Consider the following 25032-nt stretch of genomic DNA (forward strand, 5'->3'; position numbering starts at 1 on the left):
AGTGGGCAGATGTCGGTGCGAGGCCAGCGCTGGGCGGCGGCAGCGCGTGCAATTCTCTACTGGCCGACGCGCGCTTCGCGGCCTTGCGTAAGACGGCTCGCGAAATAACCGACCGTGCGTGAATAGACGGTCGATTTGTTCCATTCACGCAGCGTCTCGAAATTCGGTGCGCCGGGCGACCAGTCGGCACCTCGCTGCCAGCCGTGGCTCTTGAGATAGTTCGCGGTGGAGGCCAGCACATCGGCCGGGCTCCGCAAGAGATCTGCACGCCCATCGCTATCGAAGTCGACAGCGTATTTCACGTAAGAGGACGGCATGAACTGGGTCTGGCCAAGTTCGCCCGCCCAGGCTCCGCGCATTTCTCCCGGCGTGAGATCGCCATGCTGCACGATGCGCAGCGCATCGAACAATTGCGCCTGGAACATTTCGGTGCGCCGGCAATCGTAAGCCAACGTCGCGACGGATCGGATCGTCGCCATGTTGCCTTTGACCGCGCCGAAATCGCTCTCGAGTCCCCAGATCGCGACGAGAATTTCGGCGGGGACGCCATAACGATCCTCGATACGCGAGAGAATGCCGGCATGCTTCTTCAGCAAACTCGCCCCCATCCTTAGTCGATAGGGTGACACCATGCGTCCGGAAAACTGCTCGAAACTCTGCTTGAACACGCCCTGTCCACGATCCTTGCCGATGACACTCGGATCGAAGGTGACCCCACTCAAGCCAGCACGGATCGCCTCAAGAGAGATTCCTTGCGCAGCTGCTTCGTTGCGGATGTCGCCGAGCCATTTATCGAACCCGGCCGGATCGCGGCAGGTCGCCGCAAAAGCGCCGCTTGTCGACAGAAGAAGAGCTGCAGCAGCCGAAAAACGCATGAATGTCAGCATCTGTCGCCTCCAATCTTCGGCCTTTGGAGGTAGCGCCACCTTTGGCCAACTCAAGTACGAAACCGACACGTTTTGACCGCGTTTTCCTGTCAGGGCGCTGATCTGGGACCTCTCGAATAGACCTGCTGCCTATGACCATGATGAAGACATTGACGGTGAACATCCTCGCTTTCGTGGCGGCTTTCGCGGTTCACTCAGCGAAAGCCAGCACGATGATTCCTACGGATGATCTCCGGCGTGTGCCCACGCGCCCGATCTCTGTTTCATTCGATCCCACAACCGCGGATACCCATGTGTCTGAGCGTGTCGCGAACGATCTCTGCTTTTCGCTGACGCTTCCCCACGAATGGGTTCTCAACAGCGCGAATAATGAGGGCTCTAGGCTGCAAAGAGCGGGCGATGTTACTGCCCTCAAGCTCGCGATCCGCGCCGCCAGCGACCTGCGGGATCTTCCGCAACCTGATCTCGTCAGTCGCGACGCTGCGTTTCTGCAACGGGATTATGAGGGATTGATCGGGCGCCCGGCACAGGCGGTCAAGCTCGCCTCGATGCCGTCCGGCGTCACACGCTGGTCGGCCACGTGGATCGACGGGAACCTTCCCGCAGCGTTGCACGCCCTGACCGTCGAGACCTTCATCGCTCCCCTTTCCGAGGCGTGGGTGCTCGAACTTTCGCTTAGCAATGTGCCACGACAGGACAAATACGATGCGCTGATGCGAGAGATCCTGTCCACATTGCGAGCGCTCCACTCCTGCCGAGACTAGAGCTTGATAGGTCTCTTTGAAACACGATCAAGCTCTCGATTCCTTTGCCGCATGATCCGGGCGAACAACCGGTTTCCACTTTCTGATCATGCTGTAGGCGACTGGTGGAGATCCCTTGCTTGCGACTTAATATTTCGATAAGTCTCGACATATGGACAAAGAGCAAACTATTCTCGCCCTGGCAGCGCTGGCGCAATCTACCCGGCTCGACGTGTTTCGACTTCTGGTCGCTCATGAACAGAAGGGCTTGCCCGCCGGCGACGTGGCGCGGGCGCTCGTCGTGCCGCACAACACCATGTCGGCCCACCTTGCGGTGCTGACCCGCGCTGGGCTCGTTCAAGCAAAACGAAGCGGTCGTTCCATCGTCTACCGTGCCGACCTCGCGGGCCTGCGCGGAATGATGACATTCCTGCTCAAGGATTGTTGCGGAGGCAGGCCCGAGATCTGCGCGCCGTTGATCGCGGATCTGTCCCCATGCTGCACGCCGTCCGAAATTCAAGAGAGCGCCTGATGTCATTCTTCGAACGCTATCTCACTCTCTGGGTTGCGCTTTGCATCGTTGCAGGCGTTGTGTTCGGACATTTTGCTCCCGGCGTCTTTCACGCTATCGGTGCGCTGGAAGTCGCGAAGGTCAATTTACCCGTCGCTATGCTCATTTGGCTAATGATCGTACCGATGCTGGGGAAGATAGACTTCGGCGCGCTTCATCAGGTGCGCGAGCATTGGCGCGGCATCGGGGTGACGCTGTTCGTCAATTGGGCAGTGAAACCGTTTTCCATGGCCGCGCTCGGCTGGTTCTTCATTGGATACCTTTTTCGCTCTTATCTGCCACCGGAGCAGATCGATTCCTACATCGCGGGGCTTATCATTCTTGCCGCCGCGCCCTGCACCGCCATGGTCTTCGTGTGGAGCAATCTCACCAAGGGCGAGTCGCATTTCACTCTTTCGCAGGTAGCGCTCAACGACGTGATTATGGTGATCGCGTTCGCGCCGGTTGTCGGCTTTCTGCTCGGCTTGTCGGCCATCACCGTGCCATGGGACACGCTCACGCTGTCGGTTGCGCTCTACATCGTCGCCCCGGCCCTTGCCGCGCAGATTTTGCGCAAGCGCGTGCTGGCGCAGGGAGGGGAGGCGGCGCTTACCAGGTTGCTTGCGACCTTGCAGCCGCTTTCGCTTGTCGCTCTGCTCGCGACTCTCGTGTTGCTGTTCGGCTTCCAGGGCGAGCAAATTTTGGCGCAGCCCTTTGTCATCGCCCTCCTCGCAGTGCCGATTGTGATCCAGGTCTATTTCAATGCCGGGCTGGCCTACCTGCTCAATCGCGTGAGTGGCGAGAAGCACTGTATTGCCGGACCATCGGCGCTGATCGGCGCGAGTAATTTCTTCGAGCTGACGGTCGCTGCGGCGATCAGCCTTTTCGGATTTCAATCCGGTGCTGCGCTTGCAACGGTCGTCGGTGTGCTCGTCGAGGTGCCGGTGATGTTGTCGGTGGTCTACATCGTCAATGCAAGCCGCGATTGGTATGAGCGCGGCCAACGCAAAGAGCGCGTCCAGCAGGTCTGAATTCACTTTCGAACGTCAGGGAGGTCGCAAATGGACGTGATCGTCTACCACAATCCGCTTTGCGGAACGTCGCGCAACACTATCGGGATCATCCGCAACGCTGGGATCGAGCCGCACATCCTCGAGTATCTGAAGACGCCGCCGACGCGGCTCCTCCTGCGCCAGCTCATCGAACGCATGGGGTTAAGCGTCCGCGATGCGATGCGGAAGAAGGGAACGCCCTACGTCGAACTTGGCCTGGATGATCCGGCTTTGACTGACGATCAGCTTCTCGATGCCATGATGGCGCATCCGATCCTGATCGAGCGCCCCATCGTCGTGACGCCCTTCGGCGTCAAGCTTTGCCGCCCCTCGGAAGCGGTGCTCGATATCCTGCCGGTGCCGCAACTGGGCGAATTTCGTAAAGAGGATGGGGAGTTGGTGATCGACGCATCGGGGCGGCGCGCGGCGACAGCGTAAGGCCGCGCCGCATCCGGCGTATTCTTTCGCGAAGATCAGCTATCCATCTTGAGCGCGGCGATGAACGCTTCCTGCGGGATGTCCACCTTGCCGAACTGGCGCATGCGCTTCTTGCCTTCCTTCTGCTTGTCGAGCAGCTTACGCTTGCGCGAGGCGTCGCCGCCGTAGCACTTGGCGGTCACGTCCTTGCGCAGCGCGCGGATGGTTTCGCGGGCGATGATCTTGCCGCCGATGGCCGCCTGGACCGGGATCTGGAACATGTGCGGTGGGATGAGATCCTTCAGCTTCTCGCACATGGCGCGGCCACGGCCCTCGGCGCGGTCGCGATGCACGAGCATGGAGAGCGCGTCCACCGGCTCCGCGTTGACGAGCACCGACATCTTCACGAGGTCGCCCTCGCGATAATCGGAGATGTGGTAGTCGAACGAGGCGTAGCCTTTCGAGATCGATTTCAGGCGATCGTAGAAGTCGAACACCACTTCGTTGAGCGGCAGATCGTAGACGACCATGGCGCGCTTGCCGACATAGTTGAGGTCGATCTGGATGCCGCGCCGATCCTGGCAGAGCTTGAGTACGGACCCGAGATAATCGTCCGGTGTGAGGATGGTGGCGCGAATCCATGGTTCCTCGATGGATTCGATCTTCATGACGTCCGGCATGTCGGCCGGGTTGTGCAGTTCCTTGACGGAGCCGTCGCTCATGTTGAGGTGATAGACGACGCTCGGCGCGGTAGAAATGAGGTCGAGATTGAACTCGCGCTCCAACCGCTCCTGAATGATTTCGAGATGCAGAAGGCCGAGGAAGCCGCAGCGGAAGCCGAAGCCGAGCGCGGCCGAGGTCTCCATCTCGTAGGAGAAGCTGGCATCGTTCAGACGCAGCCTGCCCATGGCGGCGCGCAGGTTCTCGAACTCGGCGGCGTCCACCGGAAACAGGCCGCAGAACACCACTGGCTGCACGGGCTTGAAGCCGGGCAGGGCTTCGGCCGTGGGCTTGCGGTCGTCGGTGATGGTATCGCCAACGCGGGTATCGGCTACTTCCTTGATCGAGGCGGTCAGGAAGCCGACTTCGCCCGGGCCCAGCTCGGCCATGTCGCGCATCTTGGGTGCGAATACGCCCACACGATCGACGCCATAGGTCGCGTTGGTCCCCATCATCTTGATGTTCATGCCCTTCTTGAGCACGCCATCGATAATGCGCACGAGCACGACTACGCCGAGATAGGCGTCGTACCAGCTGTCCACGAGGAGTGCCTTGAGGGGTGCTGCCTCATCGCCCTTGGGGGGCGGCAGCTTCTTGACGATGGCCTCCAGCACGCCCTCGATGTTGAGGCCGGTCTTGGCCGAAATCGGCACGGCCTCGGAGGCGTCGATGCCGATTACTTCCTCGATCTGCTCCTTGATCCGGTCCGGATCGGCGGCGGGCAGGTCGATTTTGTTGAGAACCGGGACGATCTCGTGGTTGGCGTCGATGGCCTGATAGACGTTGGCAAGGGTCTGTGCCTCGACTCCCTGAGAGGCATCCACCACCAGGATCGAGCCTTCGCAGGCGGCAAGCGAGCGCGAGACCTCGTAGGCGAAGTCCACGTGGCCGGGGGTGTCCATGAGGTTGAGGATATAGGTCTTGCCGTCCTCGGCCTTGTATTCGAGGCGCACGGTCTGCGCCTTGATGGTGATGCCGCGCTCCCGCTCGATATCCATGCTGTCGAGCACCTGCTCCGTCATTTCGCGCGCGGAAAGCGCCCCGGTCGTCTGGATCAGACGGTCGGCCAGGGTGGACTTTCCATGGTCGATATGGGCGACGATGGAGAAGTTGCGGATGTTATCGAAGGTATGTGCGCTCATGCCGGGCACATAGCAGCGCGGCCACAGGAAGCCAAGCGAAGGCGTTGTCGCGAGCGGAAAATCAGCGCGGAAAGCTTCCCCGGAGGCAAGAGCAGGCAACGCTTTGGGGGCTGAAGGCGTTGACGAGGCGCCTCCCACGTTGAGAGGGGCAGCTCAAGCCGGACGGTTCGAGCCCGGCCTATCCCAGTCAGAAAAGGATCCGGACGATGTCGAAAGTACGCATGCTCCAACCGCACAAGAAAGCGGCCGCCCTCGATACCCCGACCGATCTGAAAGCCGATGCCGTCACTGCGATCTCCGAAGCCCTCAATACCCTTCTTGCCGATACTTTTGCCCTTTACCTAAAGACCAAGAATTTTCATTGGCATGTGAGCGGACCGCACTTCCGCGACTATCACCTGCTCCTCGATAAGCAGTCCGAGCAGATCTTCGCCATGACCGACGATATGGCCGAACGCGTCCGCAAGATCGGGGGTACCACCCTCCGCTCCATCGGTCAGATATCCCGGTTGCAGCGCGTGGACGACAATGATGCCGATTTCGTGCCGCCGCTGGAAATGTTGCGGGAGCTTCTCGATGACAACAAGAATTTCACGGCCAATATGCGGAGGGCGCACAAAATCTGCGACGACCATGACGATGTGGCGACGGCAAGCCTGATAGAGGTGTGGATCGACGAGACGGAGCGCCGGACCTGGTTCCTTTTCGAGGCCAGCCGCGGCGTGGACCGTACGGGGCGTTGAGGCGCTTCAGCACCTGTACATCAGAATGCGAGACACCATCACCTTGGTGGTGTCTGCCCGACGCGATCATTCAATCACGTCGGGCAGACGATCTTGATCTCTCCGCATCAACGTTTAACACATTCAATAGGCACCCGCCGCTCGGTTTCCGGAATAAGGACTGTGCGGCACGCAAGTCCGTTGATGACCATGACTTCGTTAGGTTCGGCCATCGGGAAGAGCGAGTTCGGCGTGCCGGCCAGAGGAGCCCCGGAAGATGGGGCCGTGCTGCCCGTCGCCATCGGTTCCCTGTTTACCGGGCCGGACATGCCGACCATGCCGGATCGGGTTGCGCATTGAATCGGAATGCGCTGGTTGGTTTCATACTGAAGAACGGTGCGACAGGGAATGCCGTTGATGATCTCCACTTCATTCGGAGCGGCATCCGGGAAGGGGGAACCGACCTGAGCTTGCGCCAGACCGATCGTGCCAAGCATCAAACCCGCGCTGGCAAGGATTGTCAGAGTCTTCAAGGGAACCTCCTGTCTCGATGGAAGCAATGGTCCCTTTCATGGACCGGAGGTTTAACGCTTGCGGTCAAGTTAGTTTCCAGTTTCCCCGCAGCTTGGCGCGAAGAATTTCGCTTTAATATCAGGCTTTAGATCCTATCTCCCCTTTTCCAGAATACGTGAAACCACCTTCGCGGTGTAATCGACCATCGGCACGATGCGGGCATAATTGAGCCGCGTCGGGCCGATGACGCCCACGACGCCGACGATTTTCTGGCTCGCGTCTCGGAAGGGCGCGGCAATCAGGGACGAGCCGGAGAGCGAGAAAAGTTTGTTTTCGGAGCCGATGAAGATTCGCACCCCTTCGCCGAGTTCAGCGCGGGTGAGAAGGTCGATCACGTCGGTCTGGGTTTCAAGATCGGCGAAGAGCAGGCGGATCCGGTCCAGATCTTCAGTTGCCTTCAGATCTTCCAGCAAATTGGCCTGACCACGCACAATCAATTGGCGAGTCTCTGGAGAGCCGACCGTTGTGGCAATGCCCGCATTGACGAGCTTGGCCGTCAGTGTGTCGAGTTCTCGTTCCATCTGGGCGCGGGTCGCCTCGATCTCGCTTCTCAGATCGACGAGAGTGCGGCCCCGAATGCGGGCATTGAGGTAGTTCCCGGCCTCCATTAGCGCCCCTGCGGGTAGGCCCGGGGGCAGGTCGAGCAACCGGTTTTCCACCGAGCCATCGTCGGAGACGAGGACGACGAGCGCCCGGCTCGGGTCGAGGCGGACGAATTCGATATGCTTGAGATGGGTGTTGGACTTCGACGTGACGACAACCCCCGCACCACGAGAAACGCCGGAGAGAAGCGTCGAGGCTTCGGCGAGGGCCGTTTCGAGTGTGTGGCCGGAGGCGGCAGCCTTCATTTGGGCTTCGATCCGGGCCCGCTCTTCGGTCGTGACGTCGCCGATCTCCATCATGGCGTCGACGAAGAAACGAAGGCCCGTCTCGGTGGGCAGGCGGCCCGCACTGGTATGAGGAGCGAAGATCAGGCCGGCCGCTTCCAGATCCGACATCACGTTGCGGATCGAGGCCGGCGAGAGCGCCATGGGCAGAATGCGCGCCAGATTGCGCGAACCGACCGGCTCGCCGGTCATCAGATAGCTCTCGACGATCTGCCGGAAAATCTCGCGCGAACGCTCGTTCAGCTCCGCCGCAGCGCGGTTTTCAGCGAGAGATTGAAAGCGTCCCGTGATTGTCATGGCATCCTGGATGAATCCTGAAGCCCATATGTGCGGAGTGGCACTGGCCTATGCAAGCGCTGAATCATATCCTGGCGCAACATTGTTGGCTTCAAAGGATTCTACCTATGCGCCTGATCGTCGGGTCACTGGTCGCAGTTGTTCTGGACGTTATGCCGGTTGCCGCAAAACCAACTTGGATGCGATATTTTCCGGGTTTGATAACAGATGCGAGTCTGATCGTCTTCCAGTCGCCGAAGGCGAAGGTTGAGGCCGTTCTTGGAAAGAAGATCGCGGCTCAGGCGGCTGCACTCAATGCCGAATCGGAGAAAAACGAGCGATTCGACGCGCCGGTAGGACCGGTTCCCACGATCGAACTCTTCGAAAGGGATGTCGTCATGCGGCTGGCATGCGATTGGTCCGGCTGAGCTTTGCTCGCTTGCCGTGGCCGTCGATAGAATTTAGGAAGCCCTTTCTTTAGTTCACGGAGACTGAGCTTATGCGCCCTTCCAATCGCGCGCCGGACGAAATGCGCCCCGTCACTCTGGAGCGTAGCGTCGCGCGCTATGCGGAGGGATCCTGTCTCGTCTCCTTCGGCAATACCCGCGTGCTCTGCACGGCTTCGCTCGAGGAAAAGGGCCCGCCGTGGCTGCGCGGCACCGGCAAGGGCTGGGTGACGGCCGAATACGCCATGCTGCCGCGCGCGACGCACGAGCGCACGAAGCGCGAGGTCACTTCCGGCAAGCCCTCGGGCCGCACGCAGGAAATCCAGCGTCTCATCGGGCGCTCCCTGCGCGCAGTGGTGAACCTACCCGCGATCGGCGAGCGCCAGATCGTGGTGGATTGCGACGTGATCCAGGCCGACGGCGGGACACGCACCGCCTCCATCACCGGGGCATGGGTCGCCTTGCATGAGTGCTTCACCTGGATGCAGAGCCGCTCGATCATCTCGCTCAACCCGCTCCGCGAACCCGTCGCCGCCATTTCCTGTGGCATTTTCAAGGGCACGCCGGTTCTCGATCTGGACTATGCGGAGGATTCGTCCGCTGAAACCGACGCGAACTTCGTCATCACCGGCTCCGGCGGCATCGTCGAAGTGCAGGGCACGGCGGAAGGAAAGCCATTCTCCGAGGATGAATTCATGAACCTCCTGCGCCTCGCCAAGGCCGGCACCGCGCAGCTCATTGAATTGCAGAAGAAGATCGTACAATCCTAGGGTGCTTTTCGGTGTTGGCGGAGGTCTATTCGAAAAGGGCCTCCGCATGATCCGTGTCGCTTTCTTCCCCTATCCGTCACCCGTTATCTGCGTTCTGAAAAATAAGCCCATGCATCGCCCTCTGACCGGCAAGGTCGTCATCGCCACCCACAATCCGGGCAAGCTGCGTGAAATGCAGGAATTGCTCGCGCCATTCGGGGTCGAGGCGGTCTCAGCCGGCGAACTCGGCCTGCCCGAGCCCGACGAGACGGGGTTCATGTTCTCCGAGAACGCGGCCATCAAGGCGCACGCGGCGGCAAAGGCCACGGGCCTACCGGCGCTCTCCGACGATTCCGGGCTATGTGTCGATTCTCTTGACGGCGCGCCAGGGCTTTTCACCGCTAACTGGGCCGGGCCGAACAAGGATTTTGCGGGAGCCATGGCGCGGGTGGAGAGCGAGCTGCAAAAGCGCGGTGTGGGGGCGGACGGCAACCGGAGGGCCCATTTCACCTCGGCACTGGTGCTCGCGTGGCCGGATGGACACGAGGAATTGTTCGAAGGCCGCGTGTTCGGTCATGTCGTGTGGCCTCCCCGAGGCGATCAGGGCTTCGGCTACGATCCTCTGTTCCAGCCGGAAGGCTTCACCAAGACCTTCGGTGAGATTTCTGCGGAAGAAAAACACGGCATCGATTGGTCTCAGCCCGAGCCTCAAGCCCTGTCCCACCGGGCGCGGGCCTTCCTGAACCTCGCCGCCCGCTGCCTGCCGCAACGCGTCGGGTGATGCGGGGCGGAGCGTCTTTTGAGAGCGCTCCGCTGAACGTCTCGATACACGGCTTCTCCCCCTGATCTGCTTCTGGCGACCACGAACCGCCACGTTGGGGCATGCCCTCGCGCATTCTCATTCTGGCGGGGATCGTGCGCGCGGTAGTGGCCAAGTGCTTCCACGAGTCCTCCAAAAGCGTCGGTTGCAGGCCGCAAATGCGAAAGCCGCGCACCTCTGTCGCCCATATCGCATGTGAGTTTTCGCACACGCCGAGGCTCGACTAGGCCAATGAATTCTGCTAGTTTTTAACGTAACGTTATCACATACATAATTCTCTAAAAGAAGGGTTGAGATCCATGGCGTTCGCGCGAATTGGTCAGGAAATTCAAATTCCCGGCCATATGCCCCATACTGAGTATGAGGTGACCGGCTCTTCGGTGGCTGCGCTCCCGGGTGGCGGCTGGATTGTCGTCTGGGCTGAAGACGTCATTGGGCGCACGGAAATCTATGCTCAGCAATTCGGCGCCACCGGGATCGCCCTAGCTCCGCCCGAGCGGATCAATCAGACAGCCCTCTTGAGCGAGTCGGTTCACCCTGTCGTCACAGCCCTGAGCGATGGCAGCTGGGTTGCGACCTGGGCGGACGTAGGCGATGGCGACGATACTATCTACCAAGGTCATTTTGCCGGCGTGTCCCCACCCTGGCTGTCCCTTGGCGGCGGGCGGATCGCAGAGGGGGCCGATAGCGGAAAAACCGTCGGGGACCTTTCGCTGGCCAACGTGGCGGCGAATCAGACCGGCACTCTGCAGTACCAGTTGCTCGACGATGCGGGCGGTCGTTTCGTGATCGAGGGCACGCAGTTGAAGGTGCGTGACGGCCTCAAGCTCGATCACGAACAGGCGAAAAGTCATGCGATTCTTGTGAAAGTGATCGGCAGCAATGGGTTTGCCCACACTCAGACGCTGACTGTGTCGGTTGACGATGTGCTCCGCGAGAAACTGATCGGGAATGACGGCGCCCATTATCTCCAGGGCGGGGCCGACATCGACATCTTCAGCGGCATGGGCGGCAACGACACTCTGGGCGGCGGCGCCGGCAAGGACACTTTGACCGGTGGGATGGGGAAGGACGCTTTCCTCTTCAACACCAAGCCTAACAAGAAGACGAACGTCGACACCATTACCGACTTCCGTTCCAAGGACGACGACATCTGGCTCGACGATGCGATATTCAAAGGCCTCGGCAAGGCGGGTACCATGGAGAGCCCCAAGAAAATGGCCGCCAAGGCTTTCTATACCGGTCCCCAGGCTCATGACGCGGACGACCGGATCATCTTCGACAAGAGCAAGGGCGTTCTCTATTACGATCCGGATGGAATAGGCCCCAAAGTCCAAGTCGCTATCGCGAAGCTGCCCAAAAAGGCCATGGTCGCGGCCGATTTCTTCGTGCTCTGAGCATATGCGGGCGAGAGAGCCCGGATATTGCCGCGATCTTAAGAGAGTGGCCCCAGTACGGCTGGTGGAAGAAAGAGAAGGAGCGCCTGTGGAGCGCTCCTTCGATTCTTAAAAATCTCAGATGCCAGCCGGGCCGTTCTTTTCTGCGCGGCGCTTGGCCATGAAGGCATCGAATTCTTCACGATCCTTCGCACGCTTCAATTCCTCGACGAAGCCGGCAAAGGCGCGGGCCTCCTCGTCGAGGCGGCGGCGCTCCTCTTCGAGCCGCTTCAACTCGGCGCGACGATAGTCCTCGAAAGCCGAATTGCCTGTGCTTCCGGGGCCGAAGCCGAAGCCGCCGGAAGGCCGGCCCGAGAAGTTTTCCTGAAAGCGAGTGCATTTTTCTTGGATGAAGGCCCGTGCCTCTTCGGCTTTCGGGCATCCCATCGCCCGCCAGACGAGATAGGCAACCGCAAGGGGCCAGAACCAGATGAACGCAGCGATCACACCGATGATTTCGATCGCCCTGCGTGGCGGTCGCCCGCAGCGATGAGAGCGAGCGCCGTGCTCAAAACCTGGTTCGGCGCCCGTGTTCCAGGTGGACGAGTTGTAGGAGGCTGAAGACGAGGAGGTCATGGCTGGATCCCGCATGTTAATGCAAACAACATTTACATGCGAAGACTCGCACACGGATTCAAGGGGTGCGACAGGGGTGCGGCGAGGACGGGGCAGAGAAGGGCAAGGAAGGGGCAGGAGAGCGAGACGCCAAAAGCCAAGATTGGATTATCGGCAAGTCGGAATGCCAAAAACAGGCAGGGGCGGGCCAGAGGACGCGGTGAGAGCGCTGCAAGCCCAGCAGCCTGAAGGGATAGCGCAACGGCTGTTTGCGATTTGAAGACGCCCCCAAAAAAAGAAGATGGACTGGTGACCCGGCTGGGGTGGCGCGACGCAGCCGCCCTAACGTCGGGCTATAATATCCAAACCCGCGCTATTTTCCCGCCTTCTGGAGCGCGCCGTGAACAAGGGCCAGAACGCCCGCGCGCAACAGCTCATACTTGTCCGGCAGACCGGGGCCCTTGGGCAATTGACCGGCGGCGTCGAGGGTCGCAATGCCGTGGGACAGAGCCCAGACTTCGATAGCAATGAAGCGCACATCCACGTCCTTGAAGCCGCTTGGAAAGGTTTCTGAGAGGGCACGGACCAGAAGATCGAAGGCGCTCTCGCGCGGCTTGGCGTCGACGGCGACCTTCTGCGCCGAAGAAGCGCCCGCCCCGTCGCTCGCGCCGGAGGAGAACATGGCAGCATAATAGCCGGGTTCCTGCTCGGCGAAGGTGAGATAGGCCTCGCCCATACGCGTGAAGCGCTCAAGAGGTGTGCCTTCGCCGGAGAGCGCCTTGCCGAGACGCTCCGCCAGATCCTTGACGCCCCGAAAGGCCACCGCTTCCACCAGGGCCTCGCGTCCCCGAAAATGGCGATAGAGTGCCGCTGGGGTCACGCCCACCAGCTTGGCCGCATCCACGAGCGTGAAACCGCCAAGCCCGCGCTCTGCGATGAAGCGCTGCGCGGCGTCGATCAGCGCCTCTTTCAGATTGCCGTGGTGGTAGCCCCGCCTGTCGAAGGGGCTGTGCCAGTGGCGCATGCGGATTTTCCGTTCGTTATCTTCCCTGAAACTAGGTCTTTCAGAGAGATGAGGCCAGTGCGATTGCCGGATCAGGGTGTGATCCCACATGCACGATGCCGTTATTGAAACGCTCCGCTCCGGTCAATTCGAGGTTCGCTGGAGCCGTGCGGCAAGGGTGATCGTGACGGGCAGCGCGGAAGATGCCATAAGCGGGCTATGATCGATCATCCGACGCGCGATGTCGGCTTCGGTGTCTATGTGCACTGGCCCTTCTGCGCTTCAAAGTGCCCTTATTGCGACTTCAACAGTCACGTTCGCCACCAGCCGGTGGATCAGGAGCGCTTTCTCGCGGCCTTTCGCCGGGAGATCGCGCACACGGCGGCGCGCATTCCGGGGCGGACGGTATCGAGCATCTTCTTCGGCGGCGGTACGCCTTCGCTCATGAAGCCGGAGACGGTGGGCGCGCTGCTCGATGCCATCGGCGGCGCATGGGCCGTCGATCCGAATGCGGAAGTGACGTTGGAAGCCAATCCGACCAGCGTTGAAGCAGAGCGCTTTCGCGGCTACCGCGCGGCAGGCATCAATCGAGTCTCGCTCGGCGTGCAGGCGCTCAACGATCACGATCTGCGCCGCCTTGGCCGCATGCACAGCGTCGATGAGGCACTCGCGGCGGTGAAGATCGCCGCCTCGATCTTCGAGCGTTACTCCTACGATCTCATCTACGCTCGCCCCGATCAGACGCCGGAGACGTGGAAAGCGGAATTGGAGCGCGCGATTTCCTATGCCGTCGAACATCTCTCGCTCTATCAGCTCACCATCGAGCCCGGCACATGGTTCGAGCGGTTGCATCAGGCGGGTAAGCTCGTTGTTCCGAGTGATGACGAGGCGCGGGTGCTCTACGATCTCACGCAGGAAATTTGCGAGAAGCATGGGCTTCCGGCCTATGAGGTTTCCAACCACGCAAGACCCGGCGCGGAATCGCGACACAATCTTCTCTATTGGCGCTACGGCGAATACGCGGGCATCGGCCCTGGCGCGCATGGCCGCTTGGTGACGGGCAATGCGCGGCTTGCGACCTCGACGGAAAAACATCCCGAGACATGGCTCGCGCAAGTCGAGCGCGATGGGCACGGAATCATCGAGGAGGAAGTGCTCGCTTCCGAATCCGAGGGCGACGAGTTTTTGCTCATGGGCCTTCGCCTGAAAGAGGGCATAGACCCCGCGCGTTACACGGCGTTTACGGGGCGCATGCTCGATGCGAAGCGCGTGCATTCGCTACAGGAGCAAGGGATGCTGGCTCAGCGTTCCGATGCACGCCTCTCCGTCACGCGCGAGGGCTTTCCGGTGCTCAATGCGGTGATCGCGGAGCTGGCGGTTTAGAAAGCTGATCGCGCTTTGGCGACGTGTGAGATTGGCACGAGATGCGCCGTCCTTCACCTCTCCCCGGTGGGGAGAGGTCGGACCAGAGGTCCGGGTGAGGGAGCGCGCTTTCCGGAAAAGGTCGCAACCTCTCACCCTCGCTACGCTCGACCTCTCCCCGCCGGGGAGAGGTGATTGGCGCTTGTCTCGTTACGCGGAGCGCCAGCGTCACGTGTGCGAAATTATTTCCGGTGCACCTTTGATTCGATTGCATCCCACAACGTCACCGTCAGATCGGGTCCGCCGAGCCGCTTGATGACGCGTAAGCCCGTGGGCGATGTGACGTTGATCTCGGTAAGGTTGCCGTCGATCACGTCGATGCCGACGAAGATCTGTCCCATCTTTTTCAAGTGCGGCCCGATAGTTTCGCAGATCTCGCGCTCGCGCGGGGTGAGGTCCGTGGGTTTGGCAGCACCCCCGCGCACCATGTTGGAGCGGATGTCGTTGGCCGCCGGCACGCGGTTGACCGCGCCCGCCGCTTCGCCGTCGATGAGGATGATGCGCTTGTCGCCCTCCGTGATCTTAGGCAGAAACCGTTGGATCACCCAAGGCTCCCGGAAGGTGACGGAAAACAGATCGTAGAGCGAGCCGAAATTGGGATCCTCGCGGCCGACCTTGAACACCGCCGCGCCGCCATTGCCGTAGAGCGGCTTCATGACCACGTCGCCATGCTCGCGCCGAAACTCCTCGATCTCGTTCCTGTCGCGGGAGATGAGCGTCGGCGGCATGAGATGCGGGAACTCGGTGACGAAGAGCTTTTCCGGCGCGTTGCGCACATAGGCCGGGTCGTTCACGACGAGCGTGTGCGGATGGATACGCTCCAGGAGATGCGTCGTGGTGATGTAGGCCATGTCGAAGGGTGGATCCTGGCGCAGCAGAACCACATCGACCGTCGACAGGTCGATCCTCTCCGGCTTGCCGAGGGTGACATGGTCGCCCTCCACGTCGCGGACTTCGATGGTTTCGGCCGAAGCGACGATGGCGCCGTCGCGCATGGACAGCCGGTCAGGGGTGTAGTGGAGCAGCTTGTGCCCTCTGTTTTGCGCCTCCAGCAGCATGGCGAAGGTCGAATCGCCTGTAATCCTAATGTTCTGGATGGGGTCCATCTGGACCGCGACGGTGAGGGTCATGCATCAGCCTCCGTGAGTGGCAGGGTTATCGAGCCGAAATGAACGCTTGGCAACTGCCCCGGACGCATGACCCTCGTCGGCACTTGCCGGAATGCTCAAGGCTTCACATCTGAGACCCATGCCATCTCCCCGCCGCGCGCTCCTCATCGTCAATGTCAAAAGCCGTTCCGGTGCGACCCAGCGTGATCTCGCTATCGCGCGCCTGAAGGCGCACGACATCGAGCCGCTGCATCGGGAATGCGCCAGCCGGCACGAACTCGCACCACTCATCGCGCACTATGCGGACAAGGTGGATTGCGCCGTGGTTGGCGGCGGTGACGGCACGCTGAACGCGGCGGCCTTCGGCGTGATCGAGGCGGGAATTCCGCTCGGCATCCTGCCCATGGGCACCGCGAACGATCTGGCGCGCACGCTCGGCATTCCATTCGATCTCGATGAGGCCGTGCGCGTGATCGCCGCCGGGCACACTTGCAAGATCGATCTCGGCATTGTGAACGGCGAGCCGTTCTTCAATGTGGCGAGCATCGGCCTGTCGGCGGAACTGGCTCATGAATTGACGGGTGACATCAAACGGCGCTTCGGGCGGTTCGCTTATGCGATCGTGGCGCTCAAAGTGCTGGCGCGTGCGCGGCCTTTCAACGCCACCATCGTGAGCGCGACCAAATCCACACGCGTCCGCACTCTGCAGATCGCTGTCGGCAATGGCCGCTATTATGGTGGTGGCAATGCTGTCGAGAAGGATGCAGCCATCGACGATGGGCATCTCGATCTCTACAGCCTTGAGTTCAAAAAAGTCTGGAAGCTGGCCTTGATGGCGCGCTCGTTCCGGTCCGGCGAGCATGGCGCGTGGCGCGAAGTCCGCGCGGTACGCGCGCAGGAATTCGACATCCGCACCCGAATCTCGCGATCCGTGAATGCGGACGGGGAAATCGTCACACGCACCCCGGCTCATTTTTCCATCAAGCCGGGGGCGGTGACGGTGTTCGCGCCGTAACGGGCGACAGGCACTATCGCCATTCGGTGAGAGGTTGTGGGATCACCGTCCCCGCCGAATTGACCTGTTCTCGGTCGAAATCGCCGAGACTTTTCCCACGGGCGCGACCGTTGCGGACCGCATTCTCCACGCCGCCGCGCGCTAGACCGATATCGCGAAGCGCGGCGTCATCGAAGGTGGAGAGCAGACGCATATCGCGGTGGATACGAATCTCCCGCGCGAGAGCGGCAGCAAGACGGGCGATAAGAGTGGCGATGCGGGTTGCCGGAGAGCTGCTCAGCCGGGTTGCGGCGGTGTCGCGTGTCATGGTCATGGTCATGGTTCGCTCCTTTATTTCGCATCCGCGATCCATGTCTTTCCGTGTAAGCAGCCTCATAGGCCGAGTAGGAACTCGGCTGGCGGCGCGTGGGAAATGTGAGGCCGGATCGCTTGTCTTTTGCTGGTCACCGGCACGTCAGTAGCGGCGACGGAATGACCATAGGGCAGCTACTTGCATAAATGAAACGAATGTTCATTATATTTAGAATAAAGATTTGTTATGGAGATATCTCATGGCCCGCAATCTCGATGTCGGTCTCCTGCGCGCCTTCGTTGCCGTCGTCGATGCGGGCGGCATGACCGCTGCCACCGGCGTCCTGAATCTGACCCAGGCGGCCGTCAGCCAGCAGATCAAGCGTCTGGAAGACACCTTCGGCGAAGTTCTCATCACGCGGGAGCGGCGCGGCTTGAAATTGACGAGCGCCGGGGAGCGCCTGTTCGGACGCGCGAAACGTCTTCTGGCGCTGAACGATGAAATCTGGACCGAAATGACGACGCCTCTTTACGAGGGCGAGATCCGCCTCGGCATTCCGAGCGACATTGTAAACACTTATCTGCCGAGATTCCTGAAGGGCTTCGCGCAAGCGTATCCGAAAGTCCGTGTGTCGTTGCGCTGCACGTCGAGCGTCAAGCTTCTCGACTTGCTGAAGGCCGGGCAGGTCGACCTGACGCTGACCACCGAATTGAAGTGCGGCCCAGACGGTGAAAATCTCGTCGTCGATCGCCTCGTCTGGGTCGGTGCGCGCGGAGGCGAAGCCCAATGGCAACGCCCCTTACCAGTCTCCATCGGGTGCAGCGATTGCGCGTTTCGCACGCCTATTCGCGAGGTTTTGCAGAGGGCCGGGATCGAATGGTGGAACACGTCGGAGCTGACGAATACAGAGGCGCAGGTCGCGACGACTGCCGCAGACATCGCGGTGATGGCGACTCTGTCGTCGACCGTACCCAGCAGCCTTGAAGTGCTCGGCAAGGATTCCGGGCTTCCGCTGCTTCCTCCGTTCTCGGTCAACCTTTATCTGCCGAAGGATGGTGGCAGCCACATCGCGCAGGAACTCGCGCGCCATATTCGCCAGGCGGTCGTGGAGCAGCGTCGGATGGTGGCGTGAGCAAACACGCGTCATCTCGGACGCCGAAGGCGATCCGGGATCGGATGACGAGAAAAGCGCCTCTTCCGGAGGACGATCCCGGGTTCCGCTAACGCGGCCCCGGGATGACGAGTGAAAACGCGCCTAAGAGATCTCCAACTCGAACGCTGCCTTCAAATGGCGTGGCCAGCGTTTCGGGGCGACGAAGATCGCGTCGGCGCGCCATGTCTTGCCTTCTGCCCAAGCGTGCCGGGATAGCCATACGCGCGCCGCACGGGAAAAGCGCTGACGCTTGACGGCGGTGATTGCGGTGAGCGCGTTGTCCATGACTTCCCGCGCCTTAACCTCGACGAAAACGATCGTGCCGCCGCGTCTGACGATCAGATCGATCTCTCCACCTGCCGCTGCGTAGCGGCGAGCGAGCGGGCGATAGCCTTTCAGCAGCAGAAACAACAGGGCGAGGCGTTCCGCCTGATGACCGCGTAAAAATGTGCGGCGGCGGCGCTCGGCCTTCTTCGTCATTCGTTCTTGGCTTTCGCGAGGACGAGCGCGCGCGCATAGACATCGCGCTTTGGCAGATCCAATTCCGCCGAGACGAGCGCCGCCGCATCCTTGATTGAATGCGTTTTCAGCGCTGCTTCGAGCAAGCCGTCGAGGGCCGCATCCGCTTCGGCCGCATGCATTTCCTTCGTCGCTTCGCCGATCAGAACCACGATCTCGCCCCTTGGCGGACCTTCCGTCGCGAACTGCTCGGCGAGTTCCGGCAACGTGCCGCGCCGGATCGTCTCGAACATTTTCGTCAGTTCCCGCGCCACGACGGCCCTGCGCTCGCCCAATACGGCGGCGGCATCGGCCAGCATCTCTGGCAGGCGGTGAGGCGCTTCGAACAGCATGAGCGTGCCGGGGATGGTGGAGATCTCGGCAAGGCGGCTGCGCCGTGCGGCGCTCTTCGGCGGCAGAAAGCCCTCGAAGAAGAAACGATCGGTCGGAAGGCCGGAGACCACGAGCGCGGTCAATACGGCGGACGGGCCGGGAATGGGTGTGACCGGCAGGCCTTCTTCGATAGCGGCCTGCACCAGCTTGTAACCGGGGTCGGAGACGAGTGGCGTACCGGCGTCCGAGACCAGCGCGAGCGCCTGACCTTCACGGACGCGCAGGACCATGCGCTCGCGGACGGCCTCGTTGGAATGTTCGTGGTAGGCAACCAGGGGCGTCGTGATGCCGTAATGGGCGAGGAGCGTCTTCGTCACACGCGTATCTTCGGCAAGCACGGCGTCGGCCGCAGCGAGGACACTGAGTGCGCGGAAGGACACGTCCTTCAGATTGCCGATGGGGGTGGCGACCACGTAGAGGCCGGGCGCAAGAGGTTCAGCCTCGGCGGCGAGGCCGAAGGCGGTAAAGGTGCTCGTCTGCCCGCCCGAAGGCCGCCGCTTGGTTCTGTTGTCGATTCTCTGTGTCATGCAGAATTACCTTTGCATGAAGGTTTCGACGACGGGAAGCCTCATGCTTTGGAAACAATATTTACTTTTCATTGCGATCCTTGTCCCAACCTCAGGATAGACTGCTCGCGTAGCCATCGGCTGCGTCGCCGGAGAGTGGAAGATGGTGTGCATTCGCTCGAGCCGACAGAACCAAGGCAAAAGCCTTATGAATCGCATCGCGATCATGCTGGTCCTGGCATTTCCCGTGGTTCTGACGGGGTGCATCGGTTCCGGCAGCCTGACACCCTCGCGCCGGACCGCGAGCGCTCCCGCGCAAGCACAGCCTCAGCCATCTTATGAGGAACCGGTGGAGGCCATGCCGGGGCAGGTGCCGCCGTTGGCCTATGGAGCACCCACGAGCACCACGGTTGGCACGGGGAACGTCAAGGTCGCGTTGATTCTGCCGTTCTCCAGCGCTGGACAGGGCTCTATCGTGGCCCAGAGTATGCGCAATGCCGCCGATCTGGCGTTGAGCGATTTCCAAGGCGCCGACATCACGCTTCTTGTGAAGGATGACCGTGGCACGCCGGAAGGCGGGCGTGAGGCGGCTCAGCAGGCTGTGGCAGAGGGCGCGGAACTCATTCTCGGGCCGGTCTTCGCAGGTTCCGTGCAGGGGGCAGGGCAGGTCGCCCGACAAGCGGGGCGGCCGCTGATCGGGTTCTCGACCGATGCGAGCGTTGCCGGACCCGGCATCTATCTCTTAAGCTTCCTTGTGCAGGAGGAGGTCGATCGCATCGTCTCCTACGCCGCGCGCCAGGGGCACCGCTCTATCGCGGCCCTGATCCCGGAGACGACCTACGGCACGGTGGTCGAAGCACGCTTTCGCGAAACGGCGGCGCGCTCAGGGCTCCGCGTGGTCGCCATCGAACGCTATCCTTCGGGCCAACCTCAGGCGGCGGTCCAGCGCCTCGGCAATGTCATCGGCGGTGGTGCGCCGCAGGTCGATTCGTTGATCATCCCTGACAATGCCGATGGCTTGAACGCCGTTGCACGCGCCTTGCAGACGGTCGGATTCGATCCCCAACGGGTGCGCCCTCTCGGCACCGGTGTCTGGAACGAGGCGCGGGTTTTCGCCGTGCCGACGCTCCAGGGCGGCTGGTTCGCCGCTCCCGACAGTCGCGGCTTCGAGGCTTTCGCGGGCCGTTACCGGGCCCGTTTCAACACCGATCCGACGCGCCTTGCGACCTTGTCCTACGACGCCGTCACGCTTGTCGCCGCCTTGACCCGCACCCAAGGCTCTCGGCGCTTTGCGGAGGATGTGCTGACGAATCCGGCGGGATTTGCCGGTGCCGACGGCGTGTTCCGCTTCAAGACCGATGGAACCAACAACCGGGCGCTCGCGATACAGGAAATCCGAAATGGGACGACTGTCGCCGTCAATGCTGCGCCCCGCGCACTGACAGCCTCAGCTTACTGATATCCGGTCGCCGCACCGCCTTGAGACGAACGCTGTAAAGTCATAGGTTCAGGCCTATGACGATGCTGAGCGAAAGCTTACCCCAGCCCCTTTCCCGGTCCATGTCGAATCAGACCTTCGAGACTGTCTTGCGCGAACTCGGCGATAAGCCCCTTCGCGACGCCACTGCCTTGCGTGCTCGATTGGTGCCGGGGCTCAAGAGCGTTCTGGACGAGGGCCGAGCGGCAGCCGAGCGGCAATTGCTGGAAAGGCAGAATGGCCTTGTCTGCGCGAGGCGCTTGTCCACGCAGATGGATGCGCTCATCACAGCCGTCTACGACGCAGTCGTGCATCATCTCTATCCAATCTCCAATCCCTCGACGGAAGAGCGCCTCGCCATCGTGGCGACAGGTGGCTATGGACGCGGCACGCTCGCGCCGGGGTCCGATGTCGATCTCCTTTTTTTGCTTCCCTACAAGCAAACCGCCTGGAGTGAGAGCGTCGTCGAGGCGATGCTCTATGTGCTCTGGGACTTGAAGTTGAAGGTCGGACACGCAACACGTTCGGTTGAGGATTGTCTGCGCGAAGGTATCGCCGACATGACGATTCGCACCTCGCTTCTGGAAGCGCGATTCTTGTTCGGAGACAAGGCGCTTTTCGACAATATGGTCGAGCGCTTCGACCGCGAAGTCATCGCAACCTCGGCGGCGGAATTCGTCGATGCGAAACTGAAGGAGCGCGATGCGCGCGTCACCAAGGCAGGCGCTTCGCGTTATGTCGTCGAGCCCAACGTGAAGGACGGCAAAGGCGGCCTGCGCGATCTCAACACGCTCTTCTGGATCTCGAAGTATGTGTATCGCGTGCGCGAGCCTGCTGAACTCGTGAAGGCGGGTCTCTTCACGTCCGATGAATTCAAGCTCTTCGCGCGCTGCGAGGAATTCCTGTGGCGCGTGCGCTGCCATTTGCATTTCGCGACGGGGCGCGCGGAAGAGCGCCTGACCTTCGACATGCAGCGCGTGATTGCGGAGCGCATCGGCTTTGCCGGGCGCGGAGGTCTCGCGGCCGTCGAGCGCTTCATGAAAGCATACTTCCGCATCGCCAAGGATGTGGGCGATCTGACGGCGATCGTGTGCGCCGAACTCGAAGCGCGGCAGGCCAAGCACAGACCCATGCTCGACCGCGTGCTCGGCCGCTTTCGCCGTCGGCGCGGCGGGGCGCTGGAAGGTCACGACTTCTTCATCGACAACAATCGCATCAATGTACGAGACGAGCACGTTTTCGAGCGCGATCCGGTCAACCTCATCAGGCTCTATTGGCTCGCCGATCGGCACAATCTCGCGATCCATCCGGACGCCACACGCCTCGAGACCCGCTCGCTCAAGCTGATCGGCCAAAATCTGCGCAGCGATAGCGAGGCGAATCGCCTCTTTCTCGAAATTCTCACCTCGCGCAATGCGCCGGAGGTGGTGCTGCGCCGCATGAACGAAGCGGGTGTGCTTGGTCGCTTCATTCCCGATTTCGGTCGCATCGTCGCGATGATGCAGTTCAACATGTATCACCACTATACGGTGGATGAGCATCTGCTGCGCGCCATCGGCGTCCTTGCCGAAATCGAAGCCGGGCAATTGGCCGAAGAGCATCCGCTGGCAAACCAGATCGTCGGTACGATCCGCAACAGACGCGCCTTGTATGTAGCCGTGCTCCTGCACGATATCGCCAAAGGGCGCGAGGAGGATCACTCGGAGGCTGGCGCCGTCATCGCGCGAAAGCTCGGGCCTCGATTCGGCCTCGATGCCGCTGAGACCGATACGGTCGCGTGGCTGGTCGAGCATCATCTCCTGATGTCGAATACGGCCCAGAGCCGCGACTTGTCGGATCCCGCCACCATCAGGAGTTTTGCGGGGATGGTACAGACGATGGAGCGCTTGAAGCTCCTTTTGGTTCTGACCATTGCGGACATCAAGGCTGTTGGTCCCGGCGTCTGGACGGGCTGGAAGGGCCAGCTTCTGCGGACGCTTTATCACGAGACGGAAACGATGCTCGGCGGCGGCGTGGTGGATCTCGCGCGCTCGGAGCGTATCCGCATTGCGCAGGAGAACTTGCGCGCGGAACTACCCGATTGGAGCCAGGCAGACTTCGGGGCCTATGCGGCGCGCCACACGCCTGCTTATTGGCTGAGAGCGGACGAGGAGCAGCGTCAGAAGCACGCCCGTTTCGTACGTGAGTCCGACAAGGCGGGGCGGACGGTGACGACGGCATACGAGACGGATCGTTTCAGGGGCGTGACCGAGTTCACGGTTCTCTCACCCGATCATCCGCGCCTGCTCGCCATCGTCACAGGCGCCTGCGCGGCGGCGGGTGGGAACATCGTCGATGCGCAGATCTTCACCACGACCGACGGCATGGCGCTCGACACCATCGTACTCTCCCGCGCCTTCGACCGGGACGAAGATGAGTTGCGCCGTGCCGGGCGGGTTGCCAGTGCCATCGAAAAGGCGCTGAGGGGGAAAGTGAAGATCGCCGATCTGGTCGATACGAAACGCCCGACCAAGGAGCGTTCGAAAGCGTTCCATGTGGTGCCGGAAGTTTCCATCGACAATGAATTGTCGACCCGCCAGACCGTCATCGAGGTTTCCGGCCTCGACCGTCCGGGGCTTCTCTACGATCTCACGACGGCTTTGGGGAAGCTCAACCTCAACATCGCCTCCGCTCACATCGTGACCTTTGGCGAAAAGGCCGTGGACGTGTTCTATGTGACGGATCTCACCGGTACCAAGGTCAACCATCCGGGGCGGCAGGCCACGGTCCGGAAGGCTCTCTTGAAAGTCTTCGAGGGCGATGAGAAGGAACTCCCGCCGCGTCGCAGCGCTTGATTTGTGAGCGCAAGACCCTGATATGAGGGCCGAACCTTTTCTTAAATCTCAGCTGATTGATGATGAAGCCGAACGATACGGACGCCAAACAGACCCCTTCGCAGGATTCCGCCGTGGACGCCGTTCCCGGAGCAGAGGCCTCCGAGCAGCCCGCGCACGATCCCATCGCTGCGCTCGATGCCGAACGGCAGGAGATCAAGGACAAGCTCCTGCGCACCCTTGCGGATATGGAAAATCTGCGCCGCCGCACGGAGCGTGAGGTGGCCGATGCCCGGACCTATGGCGTCACCAATTTTGCCCGGGACATGCTGACGGTCGTGGACAACATCCGCCGCGCCATCGAAAGTGTTCCGGCAGAAGCCAAGGCGGCTGCCGACAGCGCTCTCAAGGGCCTGATCGATGGAATCGAGCTGACCGAGCGAGACTTCCTCAAGGCACTCGAGCGTCACGGTGTGAAAAAGCTCGATCCGGAAGGGGAGAAATTCGATCCGAATCTGCATCAGGCCATGTTCGAGATGCCGAAACCTGACGTTCCTGCCGGCACCGTCGTCCAGGTCATGCAATCCGGTTACGTGATCGGCGATCGCGTTCTGCGCCCCGCTCTGGTCGGCGTGGCGACGGGCGGGCCGAAAGCCGCCAATGGCGCAGCCGCGCCCGGCGCGGATAGCTCGTCCGCCTCTTAAGTGTCTTTCCTGACGAACATCCCATTCGAGACCATCGGTGTCGCCGTCTTCGCGTTGACGGGGGCGCTGATGGCGGCCCGCAAGGGTATGGATCCGTTCGGGTTCGCTTTGCTCGCCACTGTGACCGGGGTCGGTGGCGGAACGATTCGAGATCTGCTGCTCGGCATCAAGCCCGTTTCCTGGGTCGGCAATCCGATGGACGTGTTCGTTTGTCTGTTTGTTGCAGAACTCGTTTTTGCCCTTGGGCCCAAGCGCGTTGCGGCTCTTGAAGGCGGTCGGCAAAATCGGCTCTTGCTCTGGGCCGATGCTCTCGGCATGGCGCTGTTCACCGTCATGGGAACGGCCAAGGCCCTCAGTGAAGGTGTGCCCCTCATGTCGGCCGTCGTGCTCGGCACCATCACGGCGACGTTCGGCGGTATCATCCGGGATATTCTGGCAGCGACGACACCTTTGGTGTTGAGGCAGGACATCTACGTCACGGCGGCCGCACTCGGCGCCGGCGTCATGGTCGGATTGCGGGCGCTCGGGCTCGATCCATTCCTCGCATCCGCTTTGGGCGCCTGTGCCGCTTTCGGGCTGCGTGCGCTAGCCCTGCTCAAGGGCTGGTCTCTGCCATCCTTCCCGAGCCGGGGCTGACGCTAGAGTTTGATCCGGGCGGTTTCCACTTGTTCT

Annotated in this window: 26 protein-coding genes; 16 read left to right on the top strand and 10 right to left on the bottom strand. The window is 61.4% G+C overall.

Annotation, left to right across the window (positions count from 1 at the left end; genetic code table 11):
• Positions 1 to 56: 56 nt before the first annotated feature.
• Positions 57 to 887 (bottom strand): lytic murein transglycosylase, encoded by an 831-nt coding sequence (locus tag AB4072_RS09590; protein ID WP_441967497.1) that lies wholly within the window; start codon positions 885 to 887, stop codon positions 57 to 59.
• A 293-nt stretch (positions 888 to 1180) separates the two neighbouring features.
• On the opposite strand from AB4072_RS09590, the gene AB4072_RS09595 reads away from it, so the two are divergent.
• The 4 genes from AB4072_RS09595 (at position 1181) to arsC (ending at position 3670) form a co-directional block, all read left to right on the top strand.
• Positions 1181 to 1651, top strand: coding sequence for a hypothetical protein (locus tag AB4072_RS09595; protein ID WP_441967499.1), 471 nt, complete (start codon positions 1181 to 1183; stop codon positions 1649 to 1651).
• Between the two features lie 151 nt (positions 1652 to 1802).
• On the top strand, positions 1803 to 2162 hold the full coding sequence (locus AB4072_RS09600; RefSeq protein ID WP_441967501.1) for an ArsR/SmtB family transcription factor: 360 nt from the start codon (positions 1803 to 1805) through the stop codon (positions 2160 to 2162).
• Positions 2162 to 3211, top strand: a complete 1050-nt coding sequence (arsB, locus tag AB4072_RS09605) for an ACR3 family arsenite efflux transporter (RefSeq protein WP_441967503.1) — start codon at positions 2162 to 2164, stop codon at positions 3209 to 3211. The genes AB4072_RS09600 and arsB overlap by 1 nt, the downstream gene beginning before the upstream one ends.
• 30 nt (positions 3212 to 3241) lie before the next feature.
• Positions 3242 to 3670, top strand: a complete 429-nt coding sequence (gene arsC, locus AB4072_RS09610) for an arsenate reductase (glutaredoxin) (protein WP_441967504.1) — start codon at positions 3242 to 3244, stop codon at positions 3668 to 3670.
• A gap of 35 nt (positions 3671 to 3705) precedes the next feature.
• Here arsC and lepA read toward each other — a convergent pair whose 3' ends face one another.
• Entirely contained in the window at positions 3706 to 5511 is a 1806-nt protein-coding gene (gene lepA, locus AB4072_RS09615) for a translation elongation factor 4 (RefSeq protein ID WP_441967506.1), read from the bottom strand.
• Between the two features lie 206 nt (positions 5512 to 5717).
• Here lepA and AB4072_RS09620 point away from each other — a divergent pair, with 206 nt between their 5' ends.
• A complete protein-coding gene (locus tag AB4072_RS09620; RefSeq protein ID WP_441967508.1) occupies positions 5718 to 6254 on the top strand; it encodes a Dps family protein in 537 nt (178 codons plus the stop codon).
• A gap of 107 nt (positions 6255 to 6361) precedes the next feature.
• Here the strand turns inward: AB4072_RS09620 and AB4072_RS09625 are convergent, their stop codons facing one another.
• A complete protein-coding gene (locus AB4072_RS09625; protein WP_441967510.1) occupies positions 6362 to 6766 on the bottom strand; it encodes a hypothetical protein in 405 nt (134 codons plus the stop codon).
• A gap of 132 nt (positions 6767 to 6898) precedes the next feature.
• Positions 6899 to 7990 carry a heat-inducible transcriptional repressor HrcA gene (gene hrcA / locus AB4072_RS09630; RefSeq protein ID WP_441967511.1) on the bottom strand — a complete coding sequence of 364 codons (1092 nt, stop codon included), beginning with the start codon at positions 7988 to 7990 and terminating at the stop codon, positions 6899 to 6901.
• 107 nt (positions 7991 to 8097) lie between these two features.
• On the opposite strand from hrcA, the gene AB4072_RS09635 reads away from it, so the two are divergent.
• The 4 genes from AB4072_RS09635 (at position 8098) to AB4072_RS09650 (ending at position 11381) form a co-directional block, all read left to right on the top strand.
• Positions 8098 to 8397, top strand: coding sequence for a hypothetical protein (locus tag AB4072_RS09635; RefSeq protein ID WP_441967512.1), 300 nt, complete (start codon positions 8098 to 8100; stop codon positions 8395 to 8397).
• Between the two features lie 71 nt (positions 8398 to 8468).
• A complete protein-coding gene (gene rph, locus AB4072_RS09640) occupies positions 8469 to 9185 on the top strand; it encodes a ribonuclease PH (protein ID WP_441967514.1) in 717 nt (238 codons plus the stop codon).
• Between the two features lie 109 nt (positions 9186 to 9294).
• Positions 9295 to 9945 (top strand): non-canonical purine NTP pyrophosphatase, encoded by a 651-nt coding sequence (locus AB4072_RS09645; RefSeq protein WP_441968079.1) that lies wholly within the window; start codon positions 9295 to 9297, stop codon positions 9943 to 9945.
• Positions 9946 to 10283: 338 nt separating this feature from the next.
• A complete protein-coding gene (locus AB4072_RS09650; protein WP_441967516.1) occupies positions 10284 to 11381 on the top strand; it encodes a hypothetical protein in 1098 nt (365 codons plus the stop codon).
• A gap of 117 nt (positions 11382 to 11498) precedes the next feature.
• Here AB4072_RS09650 and AB4072_RS09655 read toward each other — a convergent pair whose 3' ends face one another.
• Both AB4072_RS09655 and AB4072_RS09660 read right to left on the bottom strand, forming a co-directional pair.
• On the bottom strand, positions 11499 to 11996 hold the full coding sequence (locus tag AB4072_RS09655) for a DUF2852 domain-containing protein (RefSeq protein WP_441967518.1): 498 nt from the start codon (positions 11994 to 11996) through the stop codon (positions 11499 to 11501).
• Between the two features lie 352 nt (positions 11997 to 12348).
• The gene (locus tag AB4072_RS09660; RefSeq protein ID WP_441967519.1) at positions 12349 to 12999 is read right to left on the bottom strand and encodes a TetR/AcrR family transcriptional regulator; all 651 of its coding nucleotides are present in this window, start codon (positions 12997 to 12999) and stop codon (positions 12349 to 12351) included.
• Between the two features lie 198 nt (positions 13000 to 13197).
• Between AB4072_RS09660 and hemW the strand changes: the two genes are divergently transcribed.
• Positions 13198 to 14361, top strand: coding sequence for a radical SAM family heme chaperone HemW (gene hemW, locus AB4072_RS09665; protein ID WP_441967521.1), 1164 nt, complete (start codon positions 13198 to 13200; stop codon positions 14359 to 14361).
• 221 nt (positions 14362 to 14582) lie between these two features.
• Here hemW and gshB read toward each other — a convergent pair whose 3' ends face one another.
• On the bottom strand, positions 14583 to 15530 hold the full coding sequence (gene gshB / locus AB4072_RS09670; protein WP_441967523.1) for a glutathione synthase: 948 nt from the start codon (positions 15528 to 15530) through the stop codon (positions 14583 to 14585).
• A gap of 118 nt (positions 15531 to 15648) precedes the next feature.
• On the opposite strand from gshB, the gene AB4072_RS09675 reads away from it, so the two are divergent.
• The gene (locus AB4072_RS09675) at positions 15649 to 16524 is read left to right on the top strand and encodes a lipid kinase (protein WP_441967525.1); all 876 of its coding nucleotides are present in this window, start codon (positions 15649 to 15651) and stop codon (positions 16522 to 16524) included.
• A 13-nt stretch (positions 16525 to 16537) separates the two neighbouring features.
• Here AB4072_RS09675 and AB4072_RS09680 read toward each other — a convergent pair whose 3' ends face one another.
• Positions 16538 to 16843 carry a DUF1127 domain-containing protein gene (locus AB4072_RS09680; protein ID WP_441967527.1) on the bottom strand — a complete coding sequence of 102 codons (306 nt, stop codon included), beginning with the start codon at positions 16841 to 16843 and terminating at the stop codon, positions 16538 to 16540.
• 232 nt (positions 16844 to 17075) lie between these two features.
• On the opposite strand from AB4072_RS09680, the gene AB4072_RS09685 reads away from it, so the two are divergent.
• On the top strand, positions 17076 to 17948 hold the full coding sequence (locus AB4072_RS09685; RefSeq protein WP_441967529.1) for a LysR substrate-binding domain-containing protein: 873 nt from the start codon (positions 17076 to 17078) through the stop codon (positions 17946 to 17948).
• A 123-nt stretch (positions 17949 to 18071) separates the two neighbouring features.
• On the opposite strand, the gene AB4072_RS09690 is transcribed toward AB4072_RS09685, so the two are convergent.
• Both AB4072_RS09690 and rsmI read right to left on the bottom strand, forming a co-directional pair.
• Positions 18072 to 18449 (bottom strand): YraN family protein, encoded by a 378-nt coding sequence (locus tag AB4072_RS09690; RefSeq protein WP_441967531.1) that lies wholly within the window; start codon positions 18447 to 18449, stop codon positions 18072 to 18074.
• The gene (gene rsmI, locus AB4072_RS09695; protein WP_441967533.1) at positions 18446 to 19387 is read right to left on the bottom strand and encodes a 16S rRNA (cytidine(1402)-2'-O)-methyltransferase; all 942 of its coding nucleotides are present in this window, start codon (positions 19385 to 19387) and stop codon (positions 18446 to 18448) included. The genes AB4072_RS09690 and rsmI overlap by 4 nt, the downstream gene beginning before the upstream one ends.
• A gap of 187 nt (positions 19388 to 19574) precedes the next feature.
• Between rsmI and AB4072_RS09700 the strand changes: the two genes are divergently transcribed.
• From AB4072_RS09700 to AB4072_RS09715, 4 genes are all read left to right on the top strand, one after another.
• Entirely contained in the window at positions 19575 to 20825 is a 1251-nt protein-coding gene (locus AB4072_RS09700; protein ID WP_441967535.1) for a penicillin-binding protein activator, read from the top strand.
• A 62-nt stretch (positions 20826 to 20887) separates the two neighbouring features.
• A complete protein-coding gene (locus AB4072_RS09705; protein ID WP_441968080.1) occupies positions 20888 to 23677 on the top strand; it encodes a [protein-PII] uridylyltransferase in 2790 nt (929 codons plus the stop codon).
• Between the two features lie 62 nt (positions 23678 to 23739).
• On the top strand, positions 23740 to 24360 hold the full coding sequence (gene grpE / locus AB4072_RS09710) for a nucleotide exchange factor GrpE (protein WP_441968081.1): 621 nt from the start codon (positions 23740 to 23742) through the stop codon (positions 24358 to 24360).
• Positions 24361 to 24996 (top strand): trimeric intracellular cation channel family protein, encoded by a 636-nt coding sequence (locus AB4072_RS09715; protein WP_441967537.1) that lies wholly within the window; start codon positions 24361 to 24363, stop codon positions 24994 to 24996.
• Positions 24997 to 25032 lie beyond the last annotated feature (36 nt).

Source organism: Microvirga sp. 2MCAF38 (assembly GCF_052115485.1).
Classification (GTDB): Bacteria; Pseudomonadota; Alphaproteobacteria; order Rhizobiales; family Beijerinckiaceae; genus Microvirga.

What these genes read in the sequence shown, in the direction of transcription:
- gshB (WP_441967523.1), bottom strand. Translation starts at nt 15,530, where the DNA reads ATGACCCTCACCGTCGCGGTCCAGATGGACCCCATCCAGAACATTAGG.
- AB4072_RS09680 (WP_441967527.1), bottom strand. Translation starts at nt 16,843, where the DNA reads ATGACCATGACCATGACACGCGACACCGCCGCAACCCGGCTGAGCAGC.
- hemW (WP_441967521.1), top strand. Translation starts at nt 13,198, where the DNA reads ATGATCGATCATCCGACGCGCGATGTCGGCTTCGGTGTCTATGTGCAC.
- arsC (WP_441967504.1), top strand. Translation starts at nt 3,242, where the DNA reads ATGGACGTGATCGTCTACCACAATCCGCTTTGCGGAACGTCGCGCAAC.
- AB4072_RS09645 (WP_441968079.1), top strand. Translation starts at nt 9,295, where the DNA reads ATGCATCGCCCTCTGACCGGCAAGGTCGTCATCGCCACCCACAATCCG.
- lepA (WP_441967506.1), bottom strand. Translation starts at nt 5,511, where the DNA reads ATGAGCGCACATACCTTCGATAACATCCGCAACTTCTCCATCGTCGCC.
- AB4072_RS09600 (WP_441967501.1), top strand. Translation starts at nt 1,803, where the DNA reads ATGGACAAAGAGCAAACTATTCTCGCCCTGGCAGCGCTGGCGCAATCT.
- AB4072_RS09685 (WP_441967529.1), top strand. Translation starts at nt 17,076, where the DNA reads ATGGCCCGCAATCTCGATGTCGGTCTCCTGCGCGCCTTCGTTGCCGTC.
- rsmI (WP_441967533.1), bottom strand. Translation starts at nt 19,387, where the DNA reads ATGACACAGAGAATCGACAACAGAACCAAGCGGCGGCCTTCGGGCGGG.
- AB4072_RS09620 (WP_441967508.1), top strand. Translation starts at nt 5,718, where the DNA reads ATGTCGAAAGTACGCATGCTCCAACCGCACAAGAAAGCGGCCGCCCTC.
- grpE (WP_441968081.1), top strand. Translation starts at nt 23,740, where the DNA reads ATGAAGCCGAACGATACGGACGCCAAACAGACCCCTTCGCAGGATTCC.
- AB4072_RS09650 (WP_441967516.1), top strand. Translation starts at nt 10,284, where the DNA reads ATGGCGTTCGCGCGAATTGGTCAGGAAATTCAAATTCCCGGCCATATG.
- AB4072_RS09690 (WP_441967531.1), bottom strand. Translation starts at nt 18,449, where the DNA reads ATGACGAAGAAGGCCGAGCGCCGCCGCCGCACATTTTTACGCGGTCAT.
- AB4072_RS09655 (WP_441967518.1), bottom strand. Translation starts at nt 11,996, where the DNA reads ATGACCTCCTCGTCTTCAGCCTCCTACAACTCGTCCACCTGGAACACG.
- AB4072_RS09705 (WP_441968080.1), top strand. Translation starts at nt 20,888, where the DNA reads ATGCTGAGCGAAAGCTTACCCCAGCCCCTTTCCCGGTCCATGTCGAAT.
- rph (WP_441967514.1), top strand. Translation starts at nt 8,469, where the DNA reads ATGCGCCCTTCCAATCGCGCGCCGGACGAAATGCGCCCCGTCACTCTG.
- AB4072_RS09700 (WP_441967535.1), top strand. Translation starts at nt 19,575, where the DNA reads ATGAATCGCATCGCGATCATGCTGGTCCTGGCATTTCCCGTGGTTCTG.
- AB4072_RS09590 (WP_441967497.1), bottom strand. Translation starts at nt 887, where the DNA reads ATGCTGACATTCATGCGTTTTTCGGCTGCTGCAGCTCTTCTTCTGTCG.
- AB4072_RS09660 (WP_441967519.1), bottom strand. Translation starts at nt 12,999, where the DNA reads ATGCGCCACTGGCACAGCCCCTTCGACAGGCGGGGCTACCACCACGGC.
- arsB (WP_441967503.1), top strand. Translation starts at nt 2,162, where the DNA reads ATGTCATTCTTCGAACGCTATCTCACTCTCTGGGTTGCGCTTTGCATC.
- AB4072_RS09675 (WP_441967525.1), top strand. Translation starts at nt 15,649, where the DNA reads ATGCCATCTCCCCGCCGCGCGCTCCTCATCGTCAATGTCAAAAGCCGT.
- AB4072_RS09635 (WP_441967512.1), top strand. Translation starts at nt 8,098, where the DNA reads ATGCGCCTGATCGTCGGGTCACTGGTCGCAGTTGTTCTGGACGTTATG.
- hrcA (WP_441967511.1), bottom strand. Translation starts at nt 7,990, where the DNA reads ATGACAATCACGGGACGCTTTCAATCTCTCGCTGAAAACCGCGCTGCG.